This window comes from Parasalinivibrio latis (assembly GCF_036825535.1).
GTDB classification, from domain to species: Bacteria; Pseudomonadota; Gammaproteobacteria; order Enterobacterales; family Vibrionaceae; genus Parasalinivibrio; species Parasalinivibrio latis.
The window spans coordinates 528172-547726 of record NZ_CP098812.1 but is presented as its reverse complement, the minus strand read 5'-3'; the positions used below and the strand labels follow the sequence as shown (position 1 = coordinate 547726).

21 protein-coding genes are annotated in these 19555 nt (G+C 52.4%); 14 read left to right on the top strand and 7 right to left on the bottom strand.

Going from position 1 to position 19555, the window contains the following annotated elements; genetic code table 11:
* Positions 1-3: 3 nt before the first annotated feature.
* From NF212_RS02805 to NF212_RS02740, 14 genes are read left to right on the top strand one after another with little or no spacing between them, the layout of a single operon-like run.
* Positions 4-258, top strand: a complete 255-nt coding sequence (locus tag NF212_RS02805) for an acyl carrier protein (protein ID WP_434358630.1) — start codon at positions 4-6, stop codon at positions 256-258.
* On the top strand, positions 258-812 hold the full coding sequence (locus NF212_RS02800) for a hypothetical protein (protein ID WP_434358628.1): 555 nt from the start codon (positions 258-260) through the stop codon (positions 810-812). Before NF212_RS02805 ends, NF212_RS02800 begins: the two co-directional genes overlap by 1 nt.
* On the top strand, positions 809-2170 hold the full coding sequence (locus tag NF212_RS02795) for an AMP-binding protein (RefSeq protein ID WP_434358626.1): 1362 nt from the start codon (positions 809-811) through the stop codon (positions 2168-2170). The genes NF212_RS02800 and NF212_RS02795 overlap by 4 nt, the downstream gene beginning before the upstream one ends.
* 20 nt (positions 2171-2190) lie before the next feature.
* A complete protein-coding gene (locus NF212_RS02790; protein ID WP_434358624.1) occupies positions 2191-2541 on the top strand; it encodes an ApeI family dehydratase in 351 nt (116 codons plus the stop codon).
* Entirely contained in the window at positions 2538-4226 is a 1689-nt protein-coding gene (locus NF212_RS02785; protein ID WP_434358622.1) for a glycosyltransferase family 2 protein, read from the top strand. The genes NF212_RS02790 and NF212_RS02785 overlap by 4 nt, the downstream gene beginning before the upstream one ends.
* On the top strand, positions 4216-5760 hold the full coding sequence (locus tag NF212_RS02780) for an HAL/PAL/TAL family ammonia-lyase (protein WP_434358620.1): 1545 nt from the start codon (positions 4216-4218) through the stop codon (positions 5758-5760). Before NF212_RS02785 ends, NF212_RS02780 begins: the two co-directional genes overlap by 11 nt.
* Complete coding sequence (locus NF212_RS02775; protein WP_434358618.1) at positions 5760-6188, top strand: acyl-CoA thioesterase; 429 nt, start codon at positions 5760-5762, stop codon at positions 6186-6188. Before NF212_RS02780 ends, NF212_RS02775 begins: the two co-directional genes overlap by 1 nt.
* Entirely contained in the window at positions 6178-6792 is a 615-nt protein-coding gene (locus NF212_RS02770; protein WP_434358616.1) for an outer membrane lipoprotein carrier protein LolA, read from the top strand. The genes NF212_RS02775 and NF212_RS02770 overlap by 11 nt, the downstream gene beginning before the upstream one ends.
* Positions 6776-9082: an MMPL family transporter gene (locus NF212_RS02765; RefSeq protein WP_434358614.1), complete on the top strand. Its 2307-nt coding sequence runs from the start codon at positions 6776-6778 to the stop codon at positions 9080-9082. Before NF212_RS02770 ends, NF212_RS02765 begins: the two co-directional genes overlap by 17 nt.
* Entirely contained in the window at positions 9079-9654 is a 576-nt protein-coding gene (locus tag NF212_RS02760; RefSeq protein ID WP_434358612.1) for a DUF3261 domain-containing protein, read from the top strand. Before NF212_RS02765 ends, NF212_RS02760 begins: the two co-directional genes overlap by 4 nt.
* A gap of 18 nt (positions 9655-9672) precedes the next feature.
* On the top strand, positions 9673-10875 hold the full coding sequence (locus NF212_RS02755; RefSeq protein ID WP_434358610.1) for a beta-ketoacyl-[acyl-carrier-protein] synthase family protein: 1203 nt from the start codon (positions 9673-9675) through the stop codon (positions 10873-10875).
* Positions 10872-11336: a hotdog family protein gene (locus NF212_RS02750; RefSeq protein WP_434358608.1), complete on the top strand. Its 465-nt coding sequence runs from the start codon at positions 10872-10874 to the stop codon at positions 11334-11336. Before NF212_RS02755 ends, NF212_RS02750 begins: the two co-directional genes overlap by 4 nt.
* Positions 11333-12058: a 3-ketoacyl-ACP reductase FabG2 gene (locus tag NF212_RS02745; protein WP_434358606.1), complete on the top strand. Its 726-nt coding sequence runs from the start codon at positions 11333-11335 to the stop codon at positions 12056-12058. The genes NF212_RS02750 and NF212_RS02745 overlap by 4 nt, the downstream gene beginning before the upstream one ends.
* The gene (locus NF212_RS02740; protein WP_434358604.1) at positions 12055-13281 is read left to right on the top strand and encodes a beta-ketoacyl-ACP synthase; all 1227 of its coding nucleotides are present in this window, start codon (positions 12055-12057) and stop codon (positions 13279-13281) included. The genes NF212_RS02745 and NF212_RS02740 overlap by 4 nt, the downstream gene beginning before the upstream one ends.
* Before the next feature lie 76 nt (positions 13282-13357).
* Here NF212_RS02740 and acpS read toward each other — a convergent pair whose 3' ends face one another.
* Genes acpS through lepA form a run of 7 tightly spaced genes read right to left on the bottom strand, consistent with a single transcriptional unit; the run spans position 13358 to position 19491 of the window.
* Positions 13358-13741 (bottom strand): holo-ACP synthase, encoded by a 384-nt coding sequence (acpS, locus tag NF212_RS02735; RefSeq protein WP_434358602.1) that lies wholly within the window; start codon positions 13739-13741, stop codon positions 13358-13360.
* On the bottom strand, positions 13741-14472 hold the full coding sequence (gene pdxJ, locus NF212_RS02730; RefSeq protein ID WP_434358600.1) for a pyridoxine 5'-phosphate synthase: 732 nt from the start codon (positions 14470-14472) through the stop codon (positions 13741-13743). The genes acpS and pdxJ overlap by 1 nt, the downstream gene beginning before the upstream one ends.
* Positions 14473-14477: 5 nt before the next feature.
* Complete coding sequence (gene recO / locus NF212_RS02725; RefSeq protein ID WP_434358598.1) at positions 14478-15182, bottom strand: DNA repair protein RecO; 705 nt, start codon at positions 15180-15182, stop codon at positions 14478-14480.
* An 8-nt stretch (positions 15183-15190) separates the two neighbouring features.
* Positions 15191-16096 (bottom strand): GTPase Era, encoded by a 906-nt coding sequence (gene era, locus NF212_RS02720; protein ID WP_434358596.1) that lies wholly within the window; start codon positions 16094-16096, stop codon positions 15191-15193.
* Positions 16093-16767 (bottom strand): ribonuclease III, encoded by a 675-nt coding sequence (gene rnc, locus NF212_RS02715; RefSeq protein ID WP_054675203.1) that lies wholly within the window; start codon positions 16765-16767, stop codon positions 16093-16095. The genes era and rnc overlap by 4 nt, the downstream gene beginning before the upstream one ends.
* A 10-nt stretch (positions 16768-16777) precedes the next feature.
* On the bottom strand, positions 16778-17677 hold the full coding sequence (gene lepB, locus NF212_RS02710) for a signal peptidase I (protein ID WP_434358594.1): 900 nt from the start codon (positions 17675-17677) through the stop codon (positions 16778-16780).
* 17 nt (positions 17678-17694) lie between these two features.
* Positions 17695-19491 (bottom strand): translation elongation factor 4, encoded by a 1797-nt coding sequence (gene lepA / locus NF212_RS02705; protein ID WP_434358592.1) that lies wholly within the window; start codon positions 19489-19491, stop codon positions 17695-17697.
* Positions 19492-19555: the final 64 nt, after the last annotated feature.

Sequence of the window (19555 nt, the reverse complement as noted above, 5' to 3'; positions counted from 1 at the left end):
AAAATGACAGAAGTAAATAAAGCAGAAATTTTTGAACAGGTTCGTGATGCTCTGGTGGAGTTATTCGAGCTTACCCCGGAAGATATTACTCCTGATGCTCATCTTTATCAGGAATTAGATCTCGACAGTATTGATGCCGTAGATCTTGTGGTTTATCTGCAAAATATCACGGGTAAAAAGATAAAGCCGGAAGAATTCAAATCCGTTCGCACTGTGCAGGATGTGGTTGACGCAGTGGCTGACCTCCTCTCTGCATAATGCGAAAAGTCAGTGCATTGGCAGGTCTTCTCCTGCTTGCTTATCCCTTGGCAGTCTATGCCGGGATATCGCACTGGGGAATTGGTCCACTGGCGTTAGTTTTGGGGATTCTGTTTGTACTGAGACTTTTCTCAGGCGGCGTTGTGGGAAAAAGCCCATTGAAAACCATCGCCATCACCACAGGCGCGATAGGTCTTTCTCTGGCCTCTCTCGGCTACCTGTTTAAGCAGCACGACTGGTTTCTTTATTATCCGGTTGCCGTTAATGCCACCATGCTGGTGATTTTCGCCGCCAGTTTTTGGCAACCCATGACAATCATTGAACAACTCGCCCGACTGCAAGAATCTGACTTGCCCCCCTCCGGCGTCAGGTACACCCGTAAGGTCACCCAGGTATGGTGTTTGTTTTTTATCATCAACGGTACGATCGCGTGGATAACCTGCGCTATGCCCGTCGAATACTGGACACTGTATAACGGCTTACTCAGTTATCTGGCGGCCTGCATGCTATTCGCCGTGGAATATATGATCAGAAAAAAGGTACGGGCTTCGTGAGCGGTTTTACTCCTATTTCATCACTCTGTACCGCAACGCGGGAAGCTTCTTGCCCGGTCGCGTTCGGAAATCCTGGAAATGTCCACTGGCCACAGTTTGTCCAGGATGTTGCCCGTCTGGCGGCTTATCTGGAAAAACATCCTGCACCGCGCTGGGCACTGGCATTTGCTGACAGCTACCTTTTCACCACCGCCTTTTTTGCCTGCAGCCATGCCAATAAAACACTGGTATTGCCAGGAAACCTCCAATCCGGTGCACTGGCCGATCTATCTGAACACTATGACGCACTGCTGCATGACAAACGGGTGGAAGCACCAAACAACAAGCCTTCGCTGGCATTACCCTGCGATACTGGGGAAGAAGAGAACGCCCCACCTCTGACCGCATTCGACGATTTAACACTCATCCTTTACACATCAGGCTCCAGTGGTACACCGAAAGCAGTGCCGAAATCACTTTTCCAGCTTCAGGAAGAGCTCCATCAGCTCGAGCAACAATGGGGCGACCTGCTCGAAGGAGCCGATATCCAAAGCACGGTCTCCCACCAGCATATCTATGGCCTTTTGTTCCGCGTGCTGTGGCCTCTCGCAGCAGGCCGGCCTTTCCAACGCCAAGATCTGGTATATCCGGAACAGGTGAGTGCTATTGCTGACCGCCAGCGGGTTCTGGTCAGCAGCCCAGCTCTACTGAAACGAATTGTCGAACCCAGCACCGGTCAGTACCGTGCGGTGTTTTCTTCCGGTGGGCCTTTGCCCATAAATGCCGCCCAGAACAGTTTGGCGTATCTTGGTGCCTTGCCAGTTGAGGTTTATGGCAGTACAGAAACAGGCGGGATAGGCTTTCGCCAGCAAAGCACCGAAAATACACCTTGGCTACTTTTCAGTGGTATGCAGGCCAGGCTCGACGGGTTGGGTTGTCTTGAACTACTTTCCCCCTATATCGATCCCGAACACTGGTATCCCACCTCGGATATGTGCGATCTTTTCGACAATCACACTTTTATGTTGAAGGGACGCGCAGATCGCATCGTCAAAATCGAAGAAAAGCGCGTATCACTGCCCGAGATTGAGCAGCGACTTTGCCAAAGCGAGTGGATTCTCGATGCTGCCACCATTGTGCACACTCAGGGTGAACGACAAATCATTTCCGCCGTAGTGGTATTATCCAGTGACGGACAAAAGATGCTGGCCGAGATCGGTGCAGGGAAATTCAAACTGACACTGCGACAAAGCCTTAGAAACTGGTTGGAGCCCATAGCAATTCCCCGCCAGTGGCGTTTTGTTAAGGCCATCCCGCAAAATGCGCAGGGCAAGCGACAACACCAGGCAATTGAAGCCTTGTTCCACGAGGCGCAGTAACAACTGCAGACAGGATAAGTATGCAACGTAAACCTACTTTGCTTCGCGCTGAGACCGACGGGCACAATGCGACACTCACACTGAAGATCGACAGAGAGCTAGAAGACTTCAAAGGCCACTTCCCAACGTTTCCCCTGCTACCGGGGGTGACGCAAATCGATTTAGCTGTGCGTTACGCCATGGAATACCTACCAACTGAAGGGGTATTTGGCGGCATGGAAGTGATCAAATTTCAGGACCCTATCCTGCCAGACAGCATTATCACCCTGACCCTCAAATGGGATGAGGAAAAGCACAAGCTCTATTTCAGTTACCAGTCCGGTGACAGGGCACACTCTTCAGGCCGTATATTAATCAGCGAGGCGGCATGAGCAGCTACGCACCCTGTTTCCTGATCCCCTGTTATAACCACGGCTCCGCTATTGGTGCTGTGGTCGATACCCTTAAAGCATTTAAGCTGCCGATTGTTATTGTGGATGACGGCAGTGACAAACCAACCAGAACCGCTCTGGATACGCTCTCACTGCAAGACGAGGTGACACTTCACCGCCTTGAGAAAAACCAAGGCAAAGGCGGCGCAGTGATGGCAGGTCTGAAGCAGGCACAAATACTTGGCTTCACCCATGCACTTCAAATCGACGCTGACGGACAACACGACTTAACGGCGGTACCTGCTCTTATCGAAGCGTCTGAATCCCACCCGGAGGCTCTGATTTCCGGTCGCCCTGTTTACGACGAATCTGTTCCCAAGTCCCGGCTTTATGGCCGCTACATCACCCACTTTTGGGTAACACTGGAAACCTGGTCGACCACCATCAAAGATTCCATGTGTGGTTTCAGAGCCTACCCGCTTGCCCAGACAATCAAGGTGATTGAGATGTCCTCCCCCGGCAAACGAATGGACTTTGACATCGAAATCATGGTGCGCCTACATTGGGACGGCTGTGATATCCGCTTTATCGACACCAAAGTGATTTACCCTGAGGACGGTCTCTCGCACTTTGATGCGTTCAAAGACAATGTGCGTATCAGCAAAATGCACAGCCGGCTGTTCTTTTCCATGCTACCGAAAATCCCCAGGCTTTTAGCGATGAAGTGCAGCCGGAGTCAACATTGGTCAGCACGCAAAGAGCGCGGCACCATCCTTGGTATCAAGCTATTACTGGCCACCTACAGTCTGCTCGGTCGGCGAGCCTTCAATCTGATGCTAAAGCCTGTGATGTACTATTACTGGCTGACTGGGAAAGCAGCCAAAGCCGCCTCGCAGGATTATCTCGACAAGGTCTCGGCTTACGCGAAGGCAAATAATATACCTTTACCCGGGCACTTTACCTCTTACCACCATCTGCTTTCATTCGGCGAAACCACGCTGGATAAGCTTGCTGCTTGGAAAGGGGATTTTGACGAATCCAACCTCACTATTACTGGCGGCGAACACTTTAGAGAGATCGTGGAGCAAAATCGGGGCGCCGTGTTGATTGGGTCACACCTTGGCAACATAGAGCTTTGTCGGGCGCTCAGCCGCCGGCACACCGGAGTGAAAATCAATGCCCTGGTGTTTACCGAGCATGCAGAGCAGTTCAACTCAGTGATGGATGAAGTCAACAATGACGCATCGGTCAACCTGATTTCCGTCTCCAACCTTGGGCCGGAAACCGCCATCATGCTGCAACAGAAAATTGAACAGGGTGAATGGGTGGTGATTGTTGGTGACCGCACATCCGTCACCCGAGAGGGGCGTGTAGTGATGGCGGATTTTATGGGACAGCCAGCCCCCTTCCCCCAAGGTCCGTTTGTGTTGGCATCTGTGTTGAAAGCCCCCGTGCTACTGCTTTTCGGTCTTCGAGATGAAAACAGTAAAACGCCGCATTTCAATGTTTACTTTGAGCCGTTCCATGATCCCATCCTGTTGCCCCGGGGTAAGCGTGAAGAAGCGCTTCAGGCTGTGGTAGAACAATATGCAAAACGCTTGGAGAATTACACGCTCCAGGCACCACTGCAGTGGTATAACTTTTTTCCTTTCTGGCAGTTAACGAGCAGCAACAATGACGAGTAACTCTGGTAACACGATTGTTTTTGGCGAAGCGCCGCTCACCATCGAGTCTGTGGTGGCGATCGCCAATGGTGGGCGTGCAACACTTAACCCTTCGGATGAATTTGCCGAGCGAATTGACCGTGGAACCCGTTTTCTGGATCGCCTGTTGAAAGAAGAAGGCGTGATTTATGGCGTGACCACAGGATATGGTGACTCCTGTACCGTTGCGATTCCCCCAGCCCTGGTCAATGAACTACCACTTAACCTGACTCGTTTTCATGGCTGCGGCCTGGGTGAAAACCTAGACCATGTGCAAAGCCGCGCGGTACTGGCGACCCGCCTGAACTCCCTGACACAAGGCGTGTCTGGCGTTTCCATGGAACTGCTAAACCAACTGGTCACGCTGATTAACCACGACATTTCCCCGCGCATTCCGCAGGAAGGGTCAGTGGGTGCCAGCGGTGATTTAACCCCATTGTCTTACGTCGCTGCCGCCCTGATTGGTGAACGTGAAGTCATTTACAAAGGCGAACTTCGGCCCACCGCTGAGGTATTTGCGGAGCTGGGTATCGAGCCTATTACGCTAAAACCTAAGGAAGGTTTAGCACTGATGAATGGCACGTCCGTGATGACAGCGCTCGCCTGTCTCGCTTACAAACGAGCAGAGTACCTAGCCCAACTTTCTACCCGTATTACCGCCATGGTGTCGCTGGCAATGCATGGCAACGACTTCCACTTTGATGAAGCCTTGTTTGCCGTCAAACCCCATCCTGGCCAGCAGCAGATTGCCAAATGGCTGCGTGACGATTTGCAGGCAGACAAACCGCCTCGCAACAGCGACCGACTGCAAGATCGCTACTCGCTGCGCTGTTCGCCTCACGTGATAGGCGTGCTGCAAGACACCCTGCCGTGGGTGCGCCAGATGATTGAAAACGAGCTCAACAGTGCCAACGACAACCCGATCATCGATGGTGACAACGAGCGCGTTCTGCACGGCGGCCACTTCTACGGCGGCCACATTGCCATGGTGATGGACTCTCTGAAAACCGCGATTGCCAACATTGCTGACCTGCTTGATCGCCAGATGGCACAGCTGATGGACTACAAGTTCAACAACGGTCTGCCGTTTAACCTCACTGGTGCTGAAGGCGATCGCAAGCCCATTAACCACGGTTTCAAAGCGGTACAAATCGGCATCTCAGCCTGGACGGCAGAAGCCCTGAAGCATACCATGCCTGCGAGTGTCTTTTCCCGCTCGACCGAGTGTCATAACCAGGACAAGGTCAGCATGGGCACCATCGCATCCCGTGATTGTCTGCGGGTGTTGCAACTGACCGAGCAAGTCACCGCAGCCAGCCTGTTGGCAGCTACGCAAGCTCTGGAAATCCGCCGTAAGCATGGCGAGCTGGATTTGAATCATTTCAGCCCGGCGCTTCGCACCATGAGAAAACAGGTGCTTGATGAATTTGAAATGGTGATTGAAGATCGCCCCTTGGAGCAGGATCTTCGCCGTTTTGTCGATAACATTCAGCGACAAGCTTGGGAGCTTTATTGATGACACAGTGCACGCTCGAAGCCGAAGTGATTATCATGACTTCGTTTCAGGATGCGGACCCCATGGGGGTGATCTATCACGGCAACTACTTCCGCTATTTTGAGGAAGCGCGGCGCGTAATGATGGAAAAAATTGATTACGGCTACCTTGCCATGAATGCCTCCGGCTACATGTGGCCGATCATCGACACTGCAGTGCGCTATGTAAAACCGATTCAGTTTAATCAGCAAATCAGGGTGACCGCCAAGCTCACCGAATACGAAAACCGGCTGCGCACTGACTATGTGATTTACGATGTGCAAAGTGGTAAGCGATTGACGAAAGGTCATACCACGCAGGTGGCAGTGTCGATGGCAGATCAGGAGATGTGTTTTGTTTCCCCCAGAGCACTGACAGACCGTTTGGAGGCTTACTTCAATGCTGCTTAAATTTGGTACTGCGCTTTTAATGTTCAGCCTGATGATTAGCAGCCCACTGGCTTCAGCATTCGGGCTCTCTGATCTGCCTCAGATACTGAAGAAATCTGCCGTTATCAGCGGTGATTTCGAACAGATCAAAGAGATCGCTATGTTGAACAAGCCTTTGGTATCAAGAGGCGATTTCATCTTGAGCGAAAACGACGGTCTGCTTTGGCAGCAGGCCACGCCGTTTCCTGTCACCCTGATTTTGTCTGACAAAATACTGCGCCAACAAATGCCGGGCCAGACAGAGCAGGTGATTCGCGCCAAAGATAACCCGATGGCGTTTTATTTCAGTGACCTTTTCCTCGACCTGTTCCACGCTGACGCTGATGTGCTGACCCAACATTTTAGCTACCAACTAGATGGCACCCCTGAGGCATGGACACTTGTACTGACTCCAACTGAAGCCCCACTGACTAAAGTCTTCAGCCAGATCACTTTATCAGGCAGCAACAATATTGATGCCCTGACCATGGAAGAGCTCCGCGGTGACAAAACGACAGTGGCCTTCAGCAATATCCAACACGCATCAGCGCTGAGTGACGAGGAGCGCCGTGCGTTCAACGACTAAAGCTATTCTCTGGCTGATTACCTTACTCCTGCTGGCAACCACTGCGATACTGCGCCATCCAAGCGGCGTAGCGATGCTCGACACCAATATCCTTAACCTGCTCCCTGAAAACGAGCAAGATCCCCTGGCTCAGAAAGCCTTTGATGAGATGGCTGGCAGTATGGAAGATCAGGTGCTGTTCCTTGTTTCTGCCAACAATCAAACCAAGGTCATTGAAGCTGCGCACGTCTTCGAAACAAAGCTAAAAGCACTGCCACTTTTCAGCAAAATCAATGGCAAACTCTCTGATGAAGAGCAATCAGCCTGGGTGAGCACCTACGCGCCCTACAGATATCAACTGCTGACACAGGAGCAACGCGAGAGACTTAAGCACTCGCCTGCTACCCAGACCGCCAAAGTTATCCAACAGGTTTACAATCCATTTTCAGGGGTGACCGGCGCTGAGCTTTCTGGCGATCCCTTTTTGCTATTCCGCGACTACCTGCAGACGATGAACAAGCAAAGCCAGCGCTTTTCCATCACAGAAGGTTATCTGACCACAGAGCAAGACGGCGCTTTTTATGTTCTGCTCCGCGGTACGCTTTCTGGTTCAGCCTACGCCATGCAAACCCAGCAACAGCTGGCAGCACTCACCCAAGTTGAACAGGTCATTGCCAGACAGTTTGATGCCAAAATCTTCCATACTGGCGTGGTGTTTTATGCCGCATTTGGCACCGACAGTGCCAAGTCTGAAATCAGTACCATCGGCGTTGGCTCTATGCTCGGTATCTTGCTATTGGTGCTTTGGGTCTACCGCAGTCTTTTACCTGTCAGCCTGACTTTACTGTCGATTGCTACTGGTGTCGTAACCGCTTTTTCCGTCTGTCTTCTGGTGTTCGGACAAATTCACCTGTTTAGCCTTGTCATTGGCGCAAGCCTGATTGGTGTCTCGATAGACTATGCCTTCCACTACCTCACTGACCGCCTCGCCTCGGGCAAATCGTGGCGTTCAGACGAAGGGTTAAGGCGCGTTTTCGTTCCCATCACTTTTGGTCTTTTTTCCACGCTGATCGCTTACCTCAGTATGTTAGCGGCCCCTTTCCCCGGGTTGCAGCAACTCGCACTGTTTTCAGCCGCGGGCCTGATTGGCGCCTATCTAAGTGTGATTTGCTGGTATCCACTGTTGGCAGAGCACCCGGCCAGATATCAGACACTTCCTCTCGCGAATTCCAGCAAAGGCTACCTGACTTTATGGCGACACCCGCTTGTAAGGATCGGAATGCCTGTTGCTGCATTGCTGGTCGCCCTAATTGGCGTTTTTAATGCTGACTACGATGACAACATCCGTCAGCTACAATCCTTGCCTCCGTCGTTACAGGCACAGGAGTCAGTCATCAAATCAGTAACGGGGCTGAGCAGCTCCCAGCCCATGCTGCTGGTCAAAGGAAATAGCGAGCAGGAAGTGCTGGAGAATACTTACGCGCTGGTGCCTGCGCTTGAAAAACTTCGAAGCGAACAGGCCCTTTCCGGTTATCAAAACCCCGCGGACTTGGTGCCACCTGCATCAGTGCAGTTTGAGAACTTTGGCCTTGTTCAATCGCTTTATCAGTCAGAGGGAGACAAGCTCGCCGCGCAAATTGGCTTGGCAACGCCACCACAACTCCCAAGCAACTTAGACATTCTGACGCCAAAGCAGGTTCTTAACGCTCCAAGCGGCGAACTTTTCTCATCGCTTTGGTTGGAGCCAGGTGACGGGCAACATGCTGCGATTGTGATACTGCAGAATGTGACAGACATAAATGCCATCAAACAAGCGATAGCAAGGTTTCCAGAGGTTAGCATACTGAACAAAGCTGAGGATGTTTCCACACTGTTTGGTCTGTACCGTCTGCGTATTTCCATTTTGATGAGCATCGCCTGTCTGGCTATTCTGGGCGTGCTATGCATGCGATTTGGCGTTCGCCGTGCAGTTCATATTCTCATCCCACCTTTGCTCGCAACCGGCGTAGCATTGACTGCCGGGGCCATCAGCCCAGTCCCGATGAACCTGTTTAACCTACTGGCACTGTTTCTCGTTCTGGGTATCGGTGTCGACTACACCCTTTTCTTCGCCGAGCACAAAGACAGCTATCGCGCCTTGGTGGCCAATTCCCTTGCTGCCCTGACAACCTTGCTGTCGTTCGGCTTGCTGTCACTCAGTCAGACTGAAGCGATACATAGCTTTGGTCTCACTGTACTGGTGGGTATTGTCGTGGCCTGGCTACTCGCACCGTTGGCTATCCAAAAGCCGGAAAAGGAGCTCAATCCATGATTCGCGTTGCACTCAACTTGGTTTTCTCACTGCTGCTTTCCGCCTGTGCCTCAGTGCCAGAGAGCAATCAGGTGGAAATTGCTCAGGATCGATATATCACTTTGCCAGCCCCTTCAGAGTTTGAGGGAAGAGCCAGCGTGAACCAGCTTATTACCGCAAAGTGGGATGACAGCACACAAACTCTGCCCGTGTATCTAGAAATCACACCTTCAGAGATTGTACTGGTGGGCTTTTCCAGTTGGGGAACCAGGGTTCTCACCCTGCATTATGACGGCGAAATGCTCGAAGCTGATAACCTTGCCGGTATCGGGGCTGTCCTGCCTGATGGGCGTCAGGTGCTGATGAACCTGATGCTGACGCTATGGCCATTGGAGGCCTGGGAACCGCACCTTGCAAAGATTGGCTGGCAATTAAAAGACAATGGATTGGCACGAACCCTGTTGAACGAGAACGGCGAAACCGTGGCAACAATCCAGTATGATGAACCCGTAGTTTCCGGTGTCATTCCAGACCATATTCAGTTTGAGCAACGGCAACAAAACTACCAGATTACGATTCAGACTCTTGAGTAACCGGACGTACACCAAGCAATGACAGCATCCAGTTCACCAACACCGATTTATATTCATGCCTGTGGTTCCCACTCTGCACTGGGTGCTACGCCGTTGCAGATCCAGCAAAGCCTCCTGCAAGGGGAAAGTGTAGGGATGAAGGGCGAGCGCTTCACACTTAACGATGGCAAACAGGTCATTGTCGGCCGTGCCATAGGGGATCTTCCGGAGATCGGTCCGCAATTCGAACACCAGCAGACGCGTAACAACCGTCTCGCCCTCTCCGCACTCAAACAAATAGAAGCAGATATCCAGCAGGCAATTTCCACTTACGGCAGTGACCGCGTTGCGGTGGTGGTCGGCTCGAGTACATCCGGGATCGCCAATGGTGAAGCAGCGCTTAAACCAGTGGCGACGGGCGGCGAACTGCCGGAAGAGTATCACTATTATCAGCAGGAACTCAGCAACCTTTCTGAGTTTGTCAGTGATTACTTTAGCCTTTGCGGACCCTCGTATGTGGTTTCTACCGCCTGCTCATCCAGCGGGCGGGTATTCATTACTGCCAAGCGTTTACTGCTTTCCGGCCTTGCTGATGCAGTGATTGTCGGAGGGACAGATACCTTGTGCCGGCTGACACTCAATGGCTTTCACGGACTTGACTCAGTTTCATCTGATCTCTGCCAACCCTTTGGTGCAGAAAGGGACGGAATCAACATTGGTGAAGCCGCCGCCTTTATGCTGTTGTCTCTTACCCGCCCTGTCTCTGACCCTGTCATCGCCCTGTTGGGGACAGGAGACAGCTCGGACGCACACCACATTTCTGCACCGCAACCTGACGGTCTTGGCGCGGAAAAGGCTATGCGAAACGCACTGGAAGATGCTGGTCTGAAGGCAGAGGAAATTGGCTATGTTAACGCTCATGGCACCGCCACTCCTCTTAATGATGCCATGGAGTCCAAAGCCATCAGTGTGGTTTTGGGTCATGACGTCCCCGTAAGCTCAACCAAGCCCTTTACCGGACATACCCTCGGTGCGGCAAGCGCGATTGAAGCGGCCATTTGCTGGCATATCCTGAGTCATGACTTACCACTGCCCCGCCCAGCCAAAGAGCTAAAAATGGACCCGGGAATCGCTCCTGTCAGCCTGGTTACGCCAGGTGAAAAACTTAAGAAAAACGCCATATTGAGTAATTCTTTTGCTTTCGGCGGCAACAACGTATCGTTAATTTTTGGAAAACTATGAGTTCGCTCCCCCCCCTTGATGAATTACTGCCTCACGAGGCACCGATGATCCTTCTCGACTCTCTGGTCGATGTTGGGGATTTTCATGTGCATTGTCAGGTGACTCCAGAACCAAGTAGCCTGTTTTTCGACAACGCGATAAATGGCATCCCGGGATGGGTAGGTATCGAGCTGATGGCACAGTCTGTCGCCGCCTGGTCAGGCTATCAGGCACGAAAAAAGGACAAATCGCCCCCTATCGGCTTCCTGCTTGGCAGTCGCCGCTACACCAGCGATTGTCCGTTTTTCACATCGGGAAAGCGGTTGGATATTCACGCTAAACACGTCATGGAAAGTAATGGTATGGCAGTATTCTCCTGTACTATTGAGCACAATAGCGAAACACTTGCAACCGCCCAGCTTAATGCCTATGTGCCAACTGAAGAAAAACTACAGCAAATGTTAGAAGGAAAGCCCCAATGAACCGTGATGTTTTAGTTACCGGTGCCAGCAAAGGCATTGGCCGCGCCATTGCTGTCCAATTAGCGAAAGACGGTTTCAACATCGTCATCCACTATGGTCGCGATAAAGCAGGGGCAGAATCGACGCTGGCAGAAATTACAAAAAGTGGCGGAAGTGGCAGGTTGATCTCCTTTGATATCAGCCATCGAGATCAATGTCGTCTTCAACTTGAAGCGGATATGGACGCCCATGGCGGATACTTTGGTATCGTTAACAATGCCGGAGTGACCGCTGATACCGCCTTCCCGGCCATGACAGAAAATGAGTGGGATGGCGTGGTACACACTAATCTGGATAGCTTCTACAACGTGCTTCATCCCTGTGTGATGCCCATGATCCGTTGCCGGCGCGGTGGCCGCATCATCACCATGGCGTCGGTATCCGGTATCATGGGGAACCGTGGCCAGACTAACTACAGTGCCGCTAAAGCAGGTATCATAGGTGCTACCAAAGCGCTGGCGCTGGAGCTGGCGAAACGTAAGATCACGGTTAACTGTGTTGCGCCAGGCCTTATTGATACCGGCATGGTAGACGAAGAAGTGAAAGAGCACGCACTACCGCAGGTTCCTATGCGCAGAATGGGCACACCGGAAGAGGTAGCAGGCCTTGTCAGCTACCTGATGTCAGACAGCGCTAGCTATGTGACCCGTCAGGTTATTTCAGTCAATGGAGGACTGATATGAATCGCAGAGTTGTTGTCACCGGAATGTCCGGTGTCACTGCATTCGGGAATGACTGGCAGAGCGTTCAACCAAAACTCGCTGCTATGATGAACGCAGTCCGCTACATGCCTGACTACGAACAGTATGATGGCCTGAACACCAAACTGGCAGCGCCGGTAGAAGGGTTCAGTGTGCCAAAACATTACCCACGTAAAAAAGTGCGTGGCATGGGGCGTGTTTCCCTGCTTTCCACTGTCGCGACAGAAAATGCCCTTGAGCAAAGCGGCCTGATCGGCAATGAAATCCTGACCAACGGCCAGACTGGTATTGCCTATGGCTCCTCCACAGGCAGCACACCAGCTATCGGTGCCTTCGGTGTGATGCTCAATGAAAAAAGCACACGCGCTATCACCGCCACCACCTATGTTCAGATGATGCCGCATACCACTGCGGTTAACGTTGGCTTGTTTTTTGGCCTGAAAGGCCGCGTGATCCCGACCAGCAGTGCATGTACATCAGGCAGTCAGGCGATTGGTTATGCCTATGAAGCCATCAAGCACGGTTATCAGACCGTGATGGTCGCTGGCGGTGCCGAAGAACTCTGCCCTACCGAGTCTGCCGTTTTCGACACCCTCTTTGCCACCAGCCTGAAAAATGGCGAGCCGGAAAAAACCCCTCGCCCTTATGACACTGACCGTGATGGTTTGGTGATTGGTGAGGGTGCCGGCACTTTGGTACTGGAAGAGTATGAACACGCGGTAAGCCGCGGCGCAAACATCATTGCAGAGATTGTTGGCTTTGCCAGCAACTGCGATGCCGCGCACGTTACCCAGCCCACCATGGAGACAATGCAAATCTGTATGGAAATGGCGCTGCGTGATGCCTATCTGCAACCGGAAAAAATCGGCTATGTTTCCGCTCACGGCACAGCCACTGAAAAAGGGGATATTGCAGAGAGTAATGCAACAGCGAATATCTTTGGCAACCAGACACCCATCAGTTCACTGAAAAGCTACTTCGGCCACACACTGGGTGCTTGTGGTGCGATTGAAGCCTGGCTGAGCTTGGAGATGATGAACAGCGGCTGGTTCAGCCCGACCCTCAACCTTGACAACATCGACCCGGCTTGTGGTGAACTGGACTACATCCGCGGTGAAGGGCGTCACATCGACTGTGAATATATCATGAGCAATAACTTTGCTTTTGGTGGTATAAATACATCGATTATCTTCAAACGCGTCTAACACTCGGCAAATAACAATGCGCCCGCAATAAACTGCGGGCGCTTTTGTTTTTGAAGGTTGACGATTGGGAAAAGCGCTAGTTGGTCTCCAACAGGACAGTCGCCACTGCGTAGCATTTCTCATCAGCGATGGTAAGGAAGATGTTCTTCACGCCACGCTCGTCAGCGAGTTTTCGCGCTACGCCGGAAAATTCCACAACAGGCTTTCCCAGCTCATCGTTGGTTACGTCAAAGTCGTGAAAAGTGACACCGCAGGCGATCCCCGTCCCCAAGGCTTTTGAGGCCGCTTCTTTCACCGCAAAACGCTTGGCAAGAAAACGGGCTGGAAAGTTAGAGTCGGAATAGGTTTCCATCTCGCTTTCCGTCAGGACACGTTTAGCAAATGCGTCCCCGGTGCGCGCGATGACTTTCTCAAGACGCGCAATTTCGACGATATCTGTCCCCAGCCCGATAACTGCCATTACAGACGCGCTTCCCGCATGATGGCCTTCATGTCTGCCACTGCTTTTGGCAGGCCGTCAAACACGGCGCGCCCAATAATCGCGTGGCCGATATTCAGCTCATAGACCTCAGGCAGTGCGGCAATTGGGGCGACATTGTGGTAAGTCAGGCCGTGGCCGGCATTCACTTTCAGACCCACATCCGCCGCATAACTGGCCGCAGCAGAAATTTTCTTCAGCTCAGCCTGACGCTCGGTTTCAGTATCAGCATCGGCATAGTGCCCGGTATGCAGTTCAATGTAAGGGGCTCCGGCAGCCACCGCAGCATCAATCTGGGTGCGGTCTGGGTCGATAAACAGGGAAACCAGGATACCGGCTTCAGAAAGCTTATCAGTGGCAGATTTCACACGCTCAAGGTTACCGGCGACGTCCAGACCGCCTTCTGTCGTCAGCTCTTCGCGTTTCTCCGGCACCAGACAGACAAAGTCCGGTTTCACTTCCAGCGCAATACCGACCATTTCATCAGTGACGGCCATTTCAAGGTTCATGCGGGTCTGGATAGTGTCGCGCAGAACATAAACGTCACGATCGACGATATGGCGGCGGTCTTCCCTCAAATGGATGGTAATACCGTCAGCACCGGCACGTTCAGCAATTTCTGCCGCATGAACAGGGTCCGGATACTTGGTTCCGCGGGCATTGCGCAAGGTGGCAACGTGGTCGATATTTACACCGAGATAGATGGCACTCATAAACGTCATTTCCTTGTTCTTGGCAGGAACAGCTCCCTGCTTTTTAACGGCTTGCCACCAAGGTAGGGCTTAAGTGCAATGCGTGTAAAGCGCTTCGCAGCGCGCAGTTGCTCAACGGTTGAAAATTCCCTGGCAGCAATCGCCTTTAATTCATTACCTAAAAAGATAAGGTTGTGGTTCTTCATCAGTGAGGCAACAAAACCCTGCTGCTCACGGAATAGATACGTCATGTTATCGCTAACCGGTTCCCCACTGCCAGCACAATGCAGAAAATCAATGCCGTAACCCAGTGCATCCAGTAACGCCAGCTCGAACCGGCGCAGGGCAGGCTCCGGGTTGTTGTACCGGGCAAGCTCGGTGAGCGCATTCACATAGTCAAAGAAAAGGGTCGGATACGATGTGCCGTTTTCAATCACCCGGCCGACCAGTTCGTTGAGGTAAAAACCGGAATAGAGGGCCTTGCCGGAGAGTGGGAGGGCAAGGCCAATAGGCTCGGCCTGGCGGAGAGTAAACATCTCCCCGCGGCCGGACCATTTCACAAGAAGCGGAGTGAAAGGTTGCAAAGCGCCCTTCAGGTTTGAACGCTTGCTGCGCGCCCCTTTCGCCATCAGGGTTACCCGGCCGGACTGCTCACTGAAAACATCCAGGATCAGGCTGGTTTCACTGTAGGGACGGGTATGGAGGACAAAACAGCGTTGCAGCCCTTCCATCTTACCTCTTAAAGATCGTCAATATAGCCAAGGCTGCGCAGTGCACGTTCGTCGTCTGCCCAACCGGATTTCACTTTCACCCACAGCTCAAGGTACACCTTGCGCTCGAACAGCTCTTCCATATCCAGGCGGGCTTCCCGGCCGATGGTTTTGATCTTCTCGCCACCTTTGCCGATCACCATCTTCTTCTGGCCATTACGCTCAACCAGAATCAGGCCGTTGATATGGAAACCGTCTGTTTCCGGGTTGTAGTCAAACCGCTCAATCTCGACAGTCACAGAATACGGCAGCTCTTCACCGGTGAAACGCATCAGCTTCTCACGGATGATCTCAGACGCCATAAAACGCTGTGAGCGATCAGTCACATACTCTTCCGGGAAGAAGTAGTCACTTTCCGGCAGGTACTGACGTACCAGCTTCTCAACCACGTCGATGTTGGTGCCATGCTTGGCTGATACAGGTACAACGTCAATGAAATCCATCTTGTCAGACAGATCTTTAAGGTGCGGGAAGAGTTCTGCCTTCTCCCTGACGTTATCCACTTTATTTACCAGCAGGACGGTTGGCAGCTCAGCTTTGCGCAGCTTGTTGAGCACCATTTCATCGTCTTCGGTCCAACGGGTTCCGTCCACAAGGAAAAGTACCAGGTTGACGTCAGTCAGTGAGCTGGTCGCAGCACGGTTCATCAACCGGTTGATGGCGCGCTTCTCTTCAATATGAAGGCCCGGGGTATCCACGTACACCGCCTGGTAGCCGTCACGGGTATCAACGCCCATGATGCGGTGGCGGGTGGTTTGCGGTTTACGCGAAGTGATCGACAGCTTCTGCCCGACCAGACGGTTGAGCAGGGTGGATTTGCCAACGTTAGGCCGGCCGACAATCGCGATAAATCCGCAGTGGGTTTTGTCTGTCATGACTCTAACTGTCCAAGTGCCAGTTCTGCTGCCGCCTGCTCTGCCTTGCGCCGGCTGCTGCCTTTTCCAATTACAGGCTTATCCAAGCCTGCTACGTCGCACTGAACGGTAAATTCCTGATTGTGGGCTTCACCGTGTACCTTCACCACATTATAGGCGGGAAGTGGCTGTCGGCGACCCTGCAGGAATTCCTGAAGGCGGGTTTTCGGATCTTTCTGGCCGACACCCGGCTGGATGGTATCCAGGCGGCTGGCATACCAGGACAATACAATCTTGCGGACCATCTCGATGTCACTGTCGAGATAGATCGCGCCGATGATGGCTTCCACGGCATCAGCAAGGATTGAATCACGGCGGAAACCACCGCTTTTCAGCTCGCCAGGGCCAAGCAGCAGGTTGTCACCGAGATCAAACTCGCGTGCAAGCTCTGCCAGGGTATTACCGCGAACCAGGGTTGCACGCATGCGGCTCATATCCCCTTCGTTCACGGTTGGGAAGCGATGATACAGATCATCAGCAATCACAAAACTAAGAATGGAGTCCCCAAGGAACTCCAGTCTTTCGTTATGCGTACCATTGGCACTTCTGTGGGTCAGTGCCAGGTTCAGGTGTCCTTCGTCGTTAAACTGGTAACCCAGCTTACGCTGAAGGCGATTAAAAGGCGTTGTCATATTTTCTCAATCAGTCAATGCCACCGATGCGGTTGAATCTCACACCGGAGGGAACCCAAGACGGCAAAATGCTGTCTTCACTGCGTTCGAATTCAAAGCTGATCCAGATCCCTACCGCTTTGCCGACCAGGTTCGCTTCCGGAACAAAGCCCCAGAAACGGCTGTCAGCACTGTTGTCACGGTTGTCGCCCATCACAAAGTAATGCCCTTGCGGTACAACCCATTCAGCCACACCCGGACGCGGACGATAAGCCTGGGTCAGGTCGTGCTTGAGCGGGTTAAGCAGGATTTCATGGTTGTGTTTACCCAGCGTCTCTTCAACCTGGTCGAGATAGACAGGACCCTGTTTGAATTCACTTTCATGCATGTTTGACCAAGGCACAAGCTTGCACTCTTTTTCGCCCTGGCTCTTGATGCAGATACGCTTGTCTGAAAGGTAACGCACGGTATCGCCCGGCATACCGACAACACGCTTGATGTAGTCAATGCTTGGTTGAAGCGGGTATTTAAACACTACCACGTCACCACGCTCTGGCTCCCCGGTTTCCACCAGCTTGTGGCGGAAAACTGGATCACGCAGGCCGTAAGCAAACTTCTCCACCAGGATGAAGTCGCCTACCAGCAGTGTGGGCATCATGGAACCGGATGGGATCTGGAACGGCTCATAAATAAAAGAACGCAATACCAGAACCAAACCAATCACGGGGAAAATAGAGCTGGCTGTTTCCACCCAGCCCGTAGGTTGGGCGGCGTCCGCCACAACCTTGTCATCCACGTTTGCACCTTCAGCACTGAGTGCTGCCCGTACTTCTGCCTGGCGTCTTTTCGACCAGACAAACCTGTCCAGCGCCCAGATGATACCGGTGAATACAGTCACCACCACCAGTATCAGTGAAAACGTGTTTGCCATTACTTTCCCCTAAGATTTTATTTGTCTTTTCCTACATGCAGAATGGCAAGGAAGGCTTCCTGAGGCAGTTCTACGTTACCGATCTGCTTCATTCGCTTCTTACCTTCTTTCTGTTTCTGCAACAGTTTCTTCTTACGGCTTACGTCACCACCGTAACACTTCGCCAGTACGTTCTTACGCAGCTGTTTAACTGTAGAACGGGCGATAACGTGGTTACCGATGGCTGCCTGGATGGCAATATCAAACTGCTGGCGAGGGATGAATTCACGCATCTTCTCAACCAGGTCACGGCCACGGCTTTGCGATTGCTCTTTGTGGGTGATAATCGCTAGTGCGTCAACACGGTCACCGTTAACCAGAATATCCACACGAACCATGTTCGAGGTTTCAAAACGCTGGAAGCCGTAATCCAGGGACGCATAGCCACGGGAGGTCGACTTCAGGCGATCGAAGAAGTCCAGGACCACTTCTGCCATCGGGATATCATAAGTCAGTGCCACCTGGTTGCCGTGGTAAACCATGTCTACCTGCATACCGCGCTTCTCAACGCACAGGGTAATTACGTTACCCAGGTATTCAGTTGGTACCAGGATGTTACAGCGGGCAATCGGCTCACGCATTTCTTCAATGTCGTTTACCGCAGGCAGTTTGGCCGGGCTGTCCACCAGCATCATTTCACCGTTGGTCTTCTTCACTTCGTAGACTACGGTAGGTGCGGTGGTGATGAGATCCAGGTCGTATTCACGCTCCAGACGCTCCTGGATGATTTCCATGTGCAGCATGCCAAGGAAACCACAACGGAAACCAAAGCCCAGTGCAGCAGAGTTCTCTGGCTCGTAGAACAGCGACGCATCGTTGAGGCTCAGTTTGCCCAGCGCATCGCGGAAGTTCTCGTAATCGTCAGACGAAATCGGGAACAGGCCGGCATAAACCTGGGGCTTCACTTTCTTGAAGCCCGGCAGTGCAGTTTCGCAGCCGCCTTTAGCCAGTGTCAGGGTATCACCCACTGGCGCACCAGTGATGTCCTTGATACCACAGACAATCCAGCCCACCTCACCGCAGTTCAGACCCTTGGTGTCTGTCTGCTTAGGGGTGAAGATACCGATACGGTCGATACCCCAGACCTGGCCGGTGCTCATCACCTTGATCTTGTCGCCTTTTTTCAGTGAACCGTTTTTCATGCGCACCAGAGACACAACACCCAGGTAGTTATCGAACCAAGAGTCGATAATCAGGGCTTGCGGCGGCGCATCCGGGTCACCTTCCGGTGGCGGGATCAGGCGTACGATATCTTCCAGCACGTCATCAACGCCCACACCGGTTTTCGCCGAGCAACGGGTCGCTTCAACAGCATCGATACCGACGATGTCTTCAATTTCTTCAGCCACGCGCTCTGGATCTGCAGCCGGCAGGTCAATCTTGTTAAGGATTGGCACCACCTCAAGGTCCATTTCAATAGCGGTGTAGCAGTTAGCCAGCGTTTGGGCTTCTACGCCCTGGCCTGCGTCCACCACCAGCAGCGCACCTTCACAGGCAGCCAGTGAGCGTGAAACTTCATAGGAGAAGTCCACGTGTCCCGGGGTGTCGATGAAGTTCAGCTGGTAAGTCTCACCATCTTTGGCGGTGTAATTCAGGGTTACACTCTGGGCTTTGATGGTAATACCGCGCTCGCGCTCGAGATCCATCGAGTCAAGGACCTGCTCGGCCATTTCGCGGTCGGTGAGGCCTCCACACACCTGGATAAGGCGATCCGATAGGGTCGACTTACCATGGTCAATGTGGGCAATAATCGAAAAGTTACGAATATGCTTCATAGATTGGCGTGACTAACTCATTCTGTTCAGATTGGGATCTTTCGATCAAGTTGCGGGATTCTAC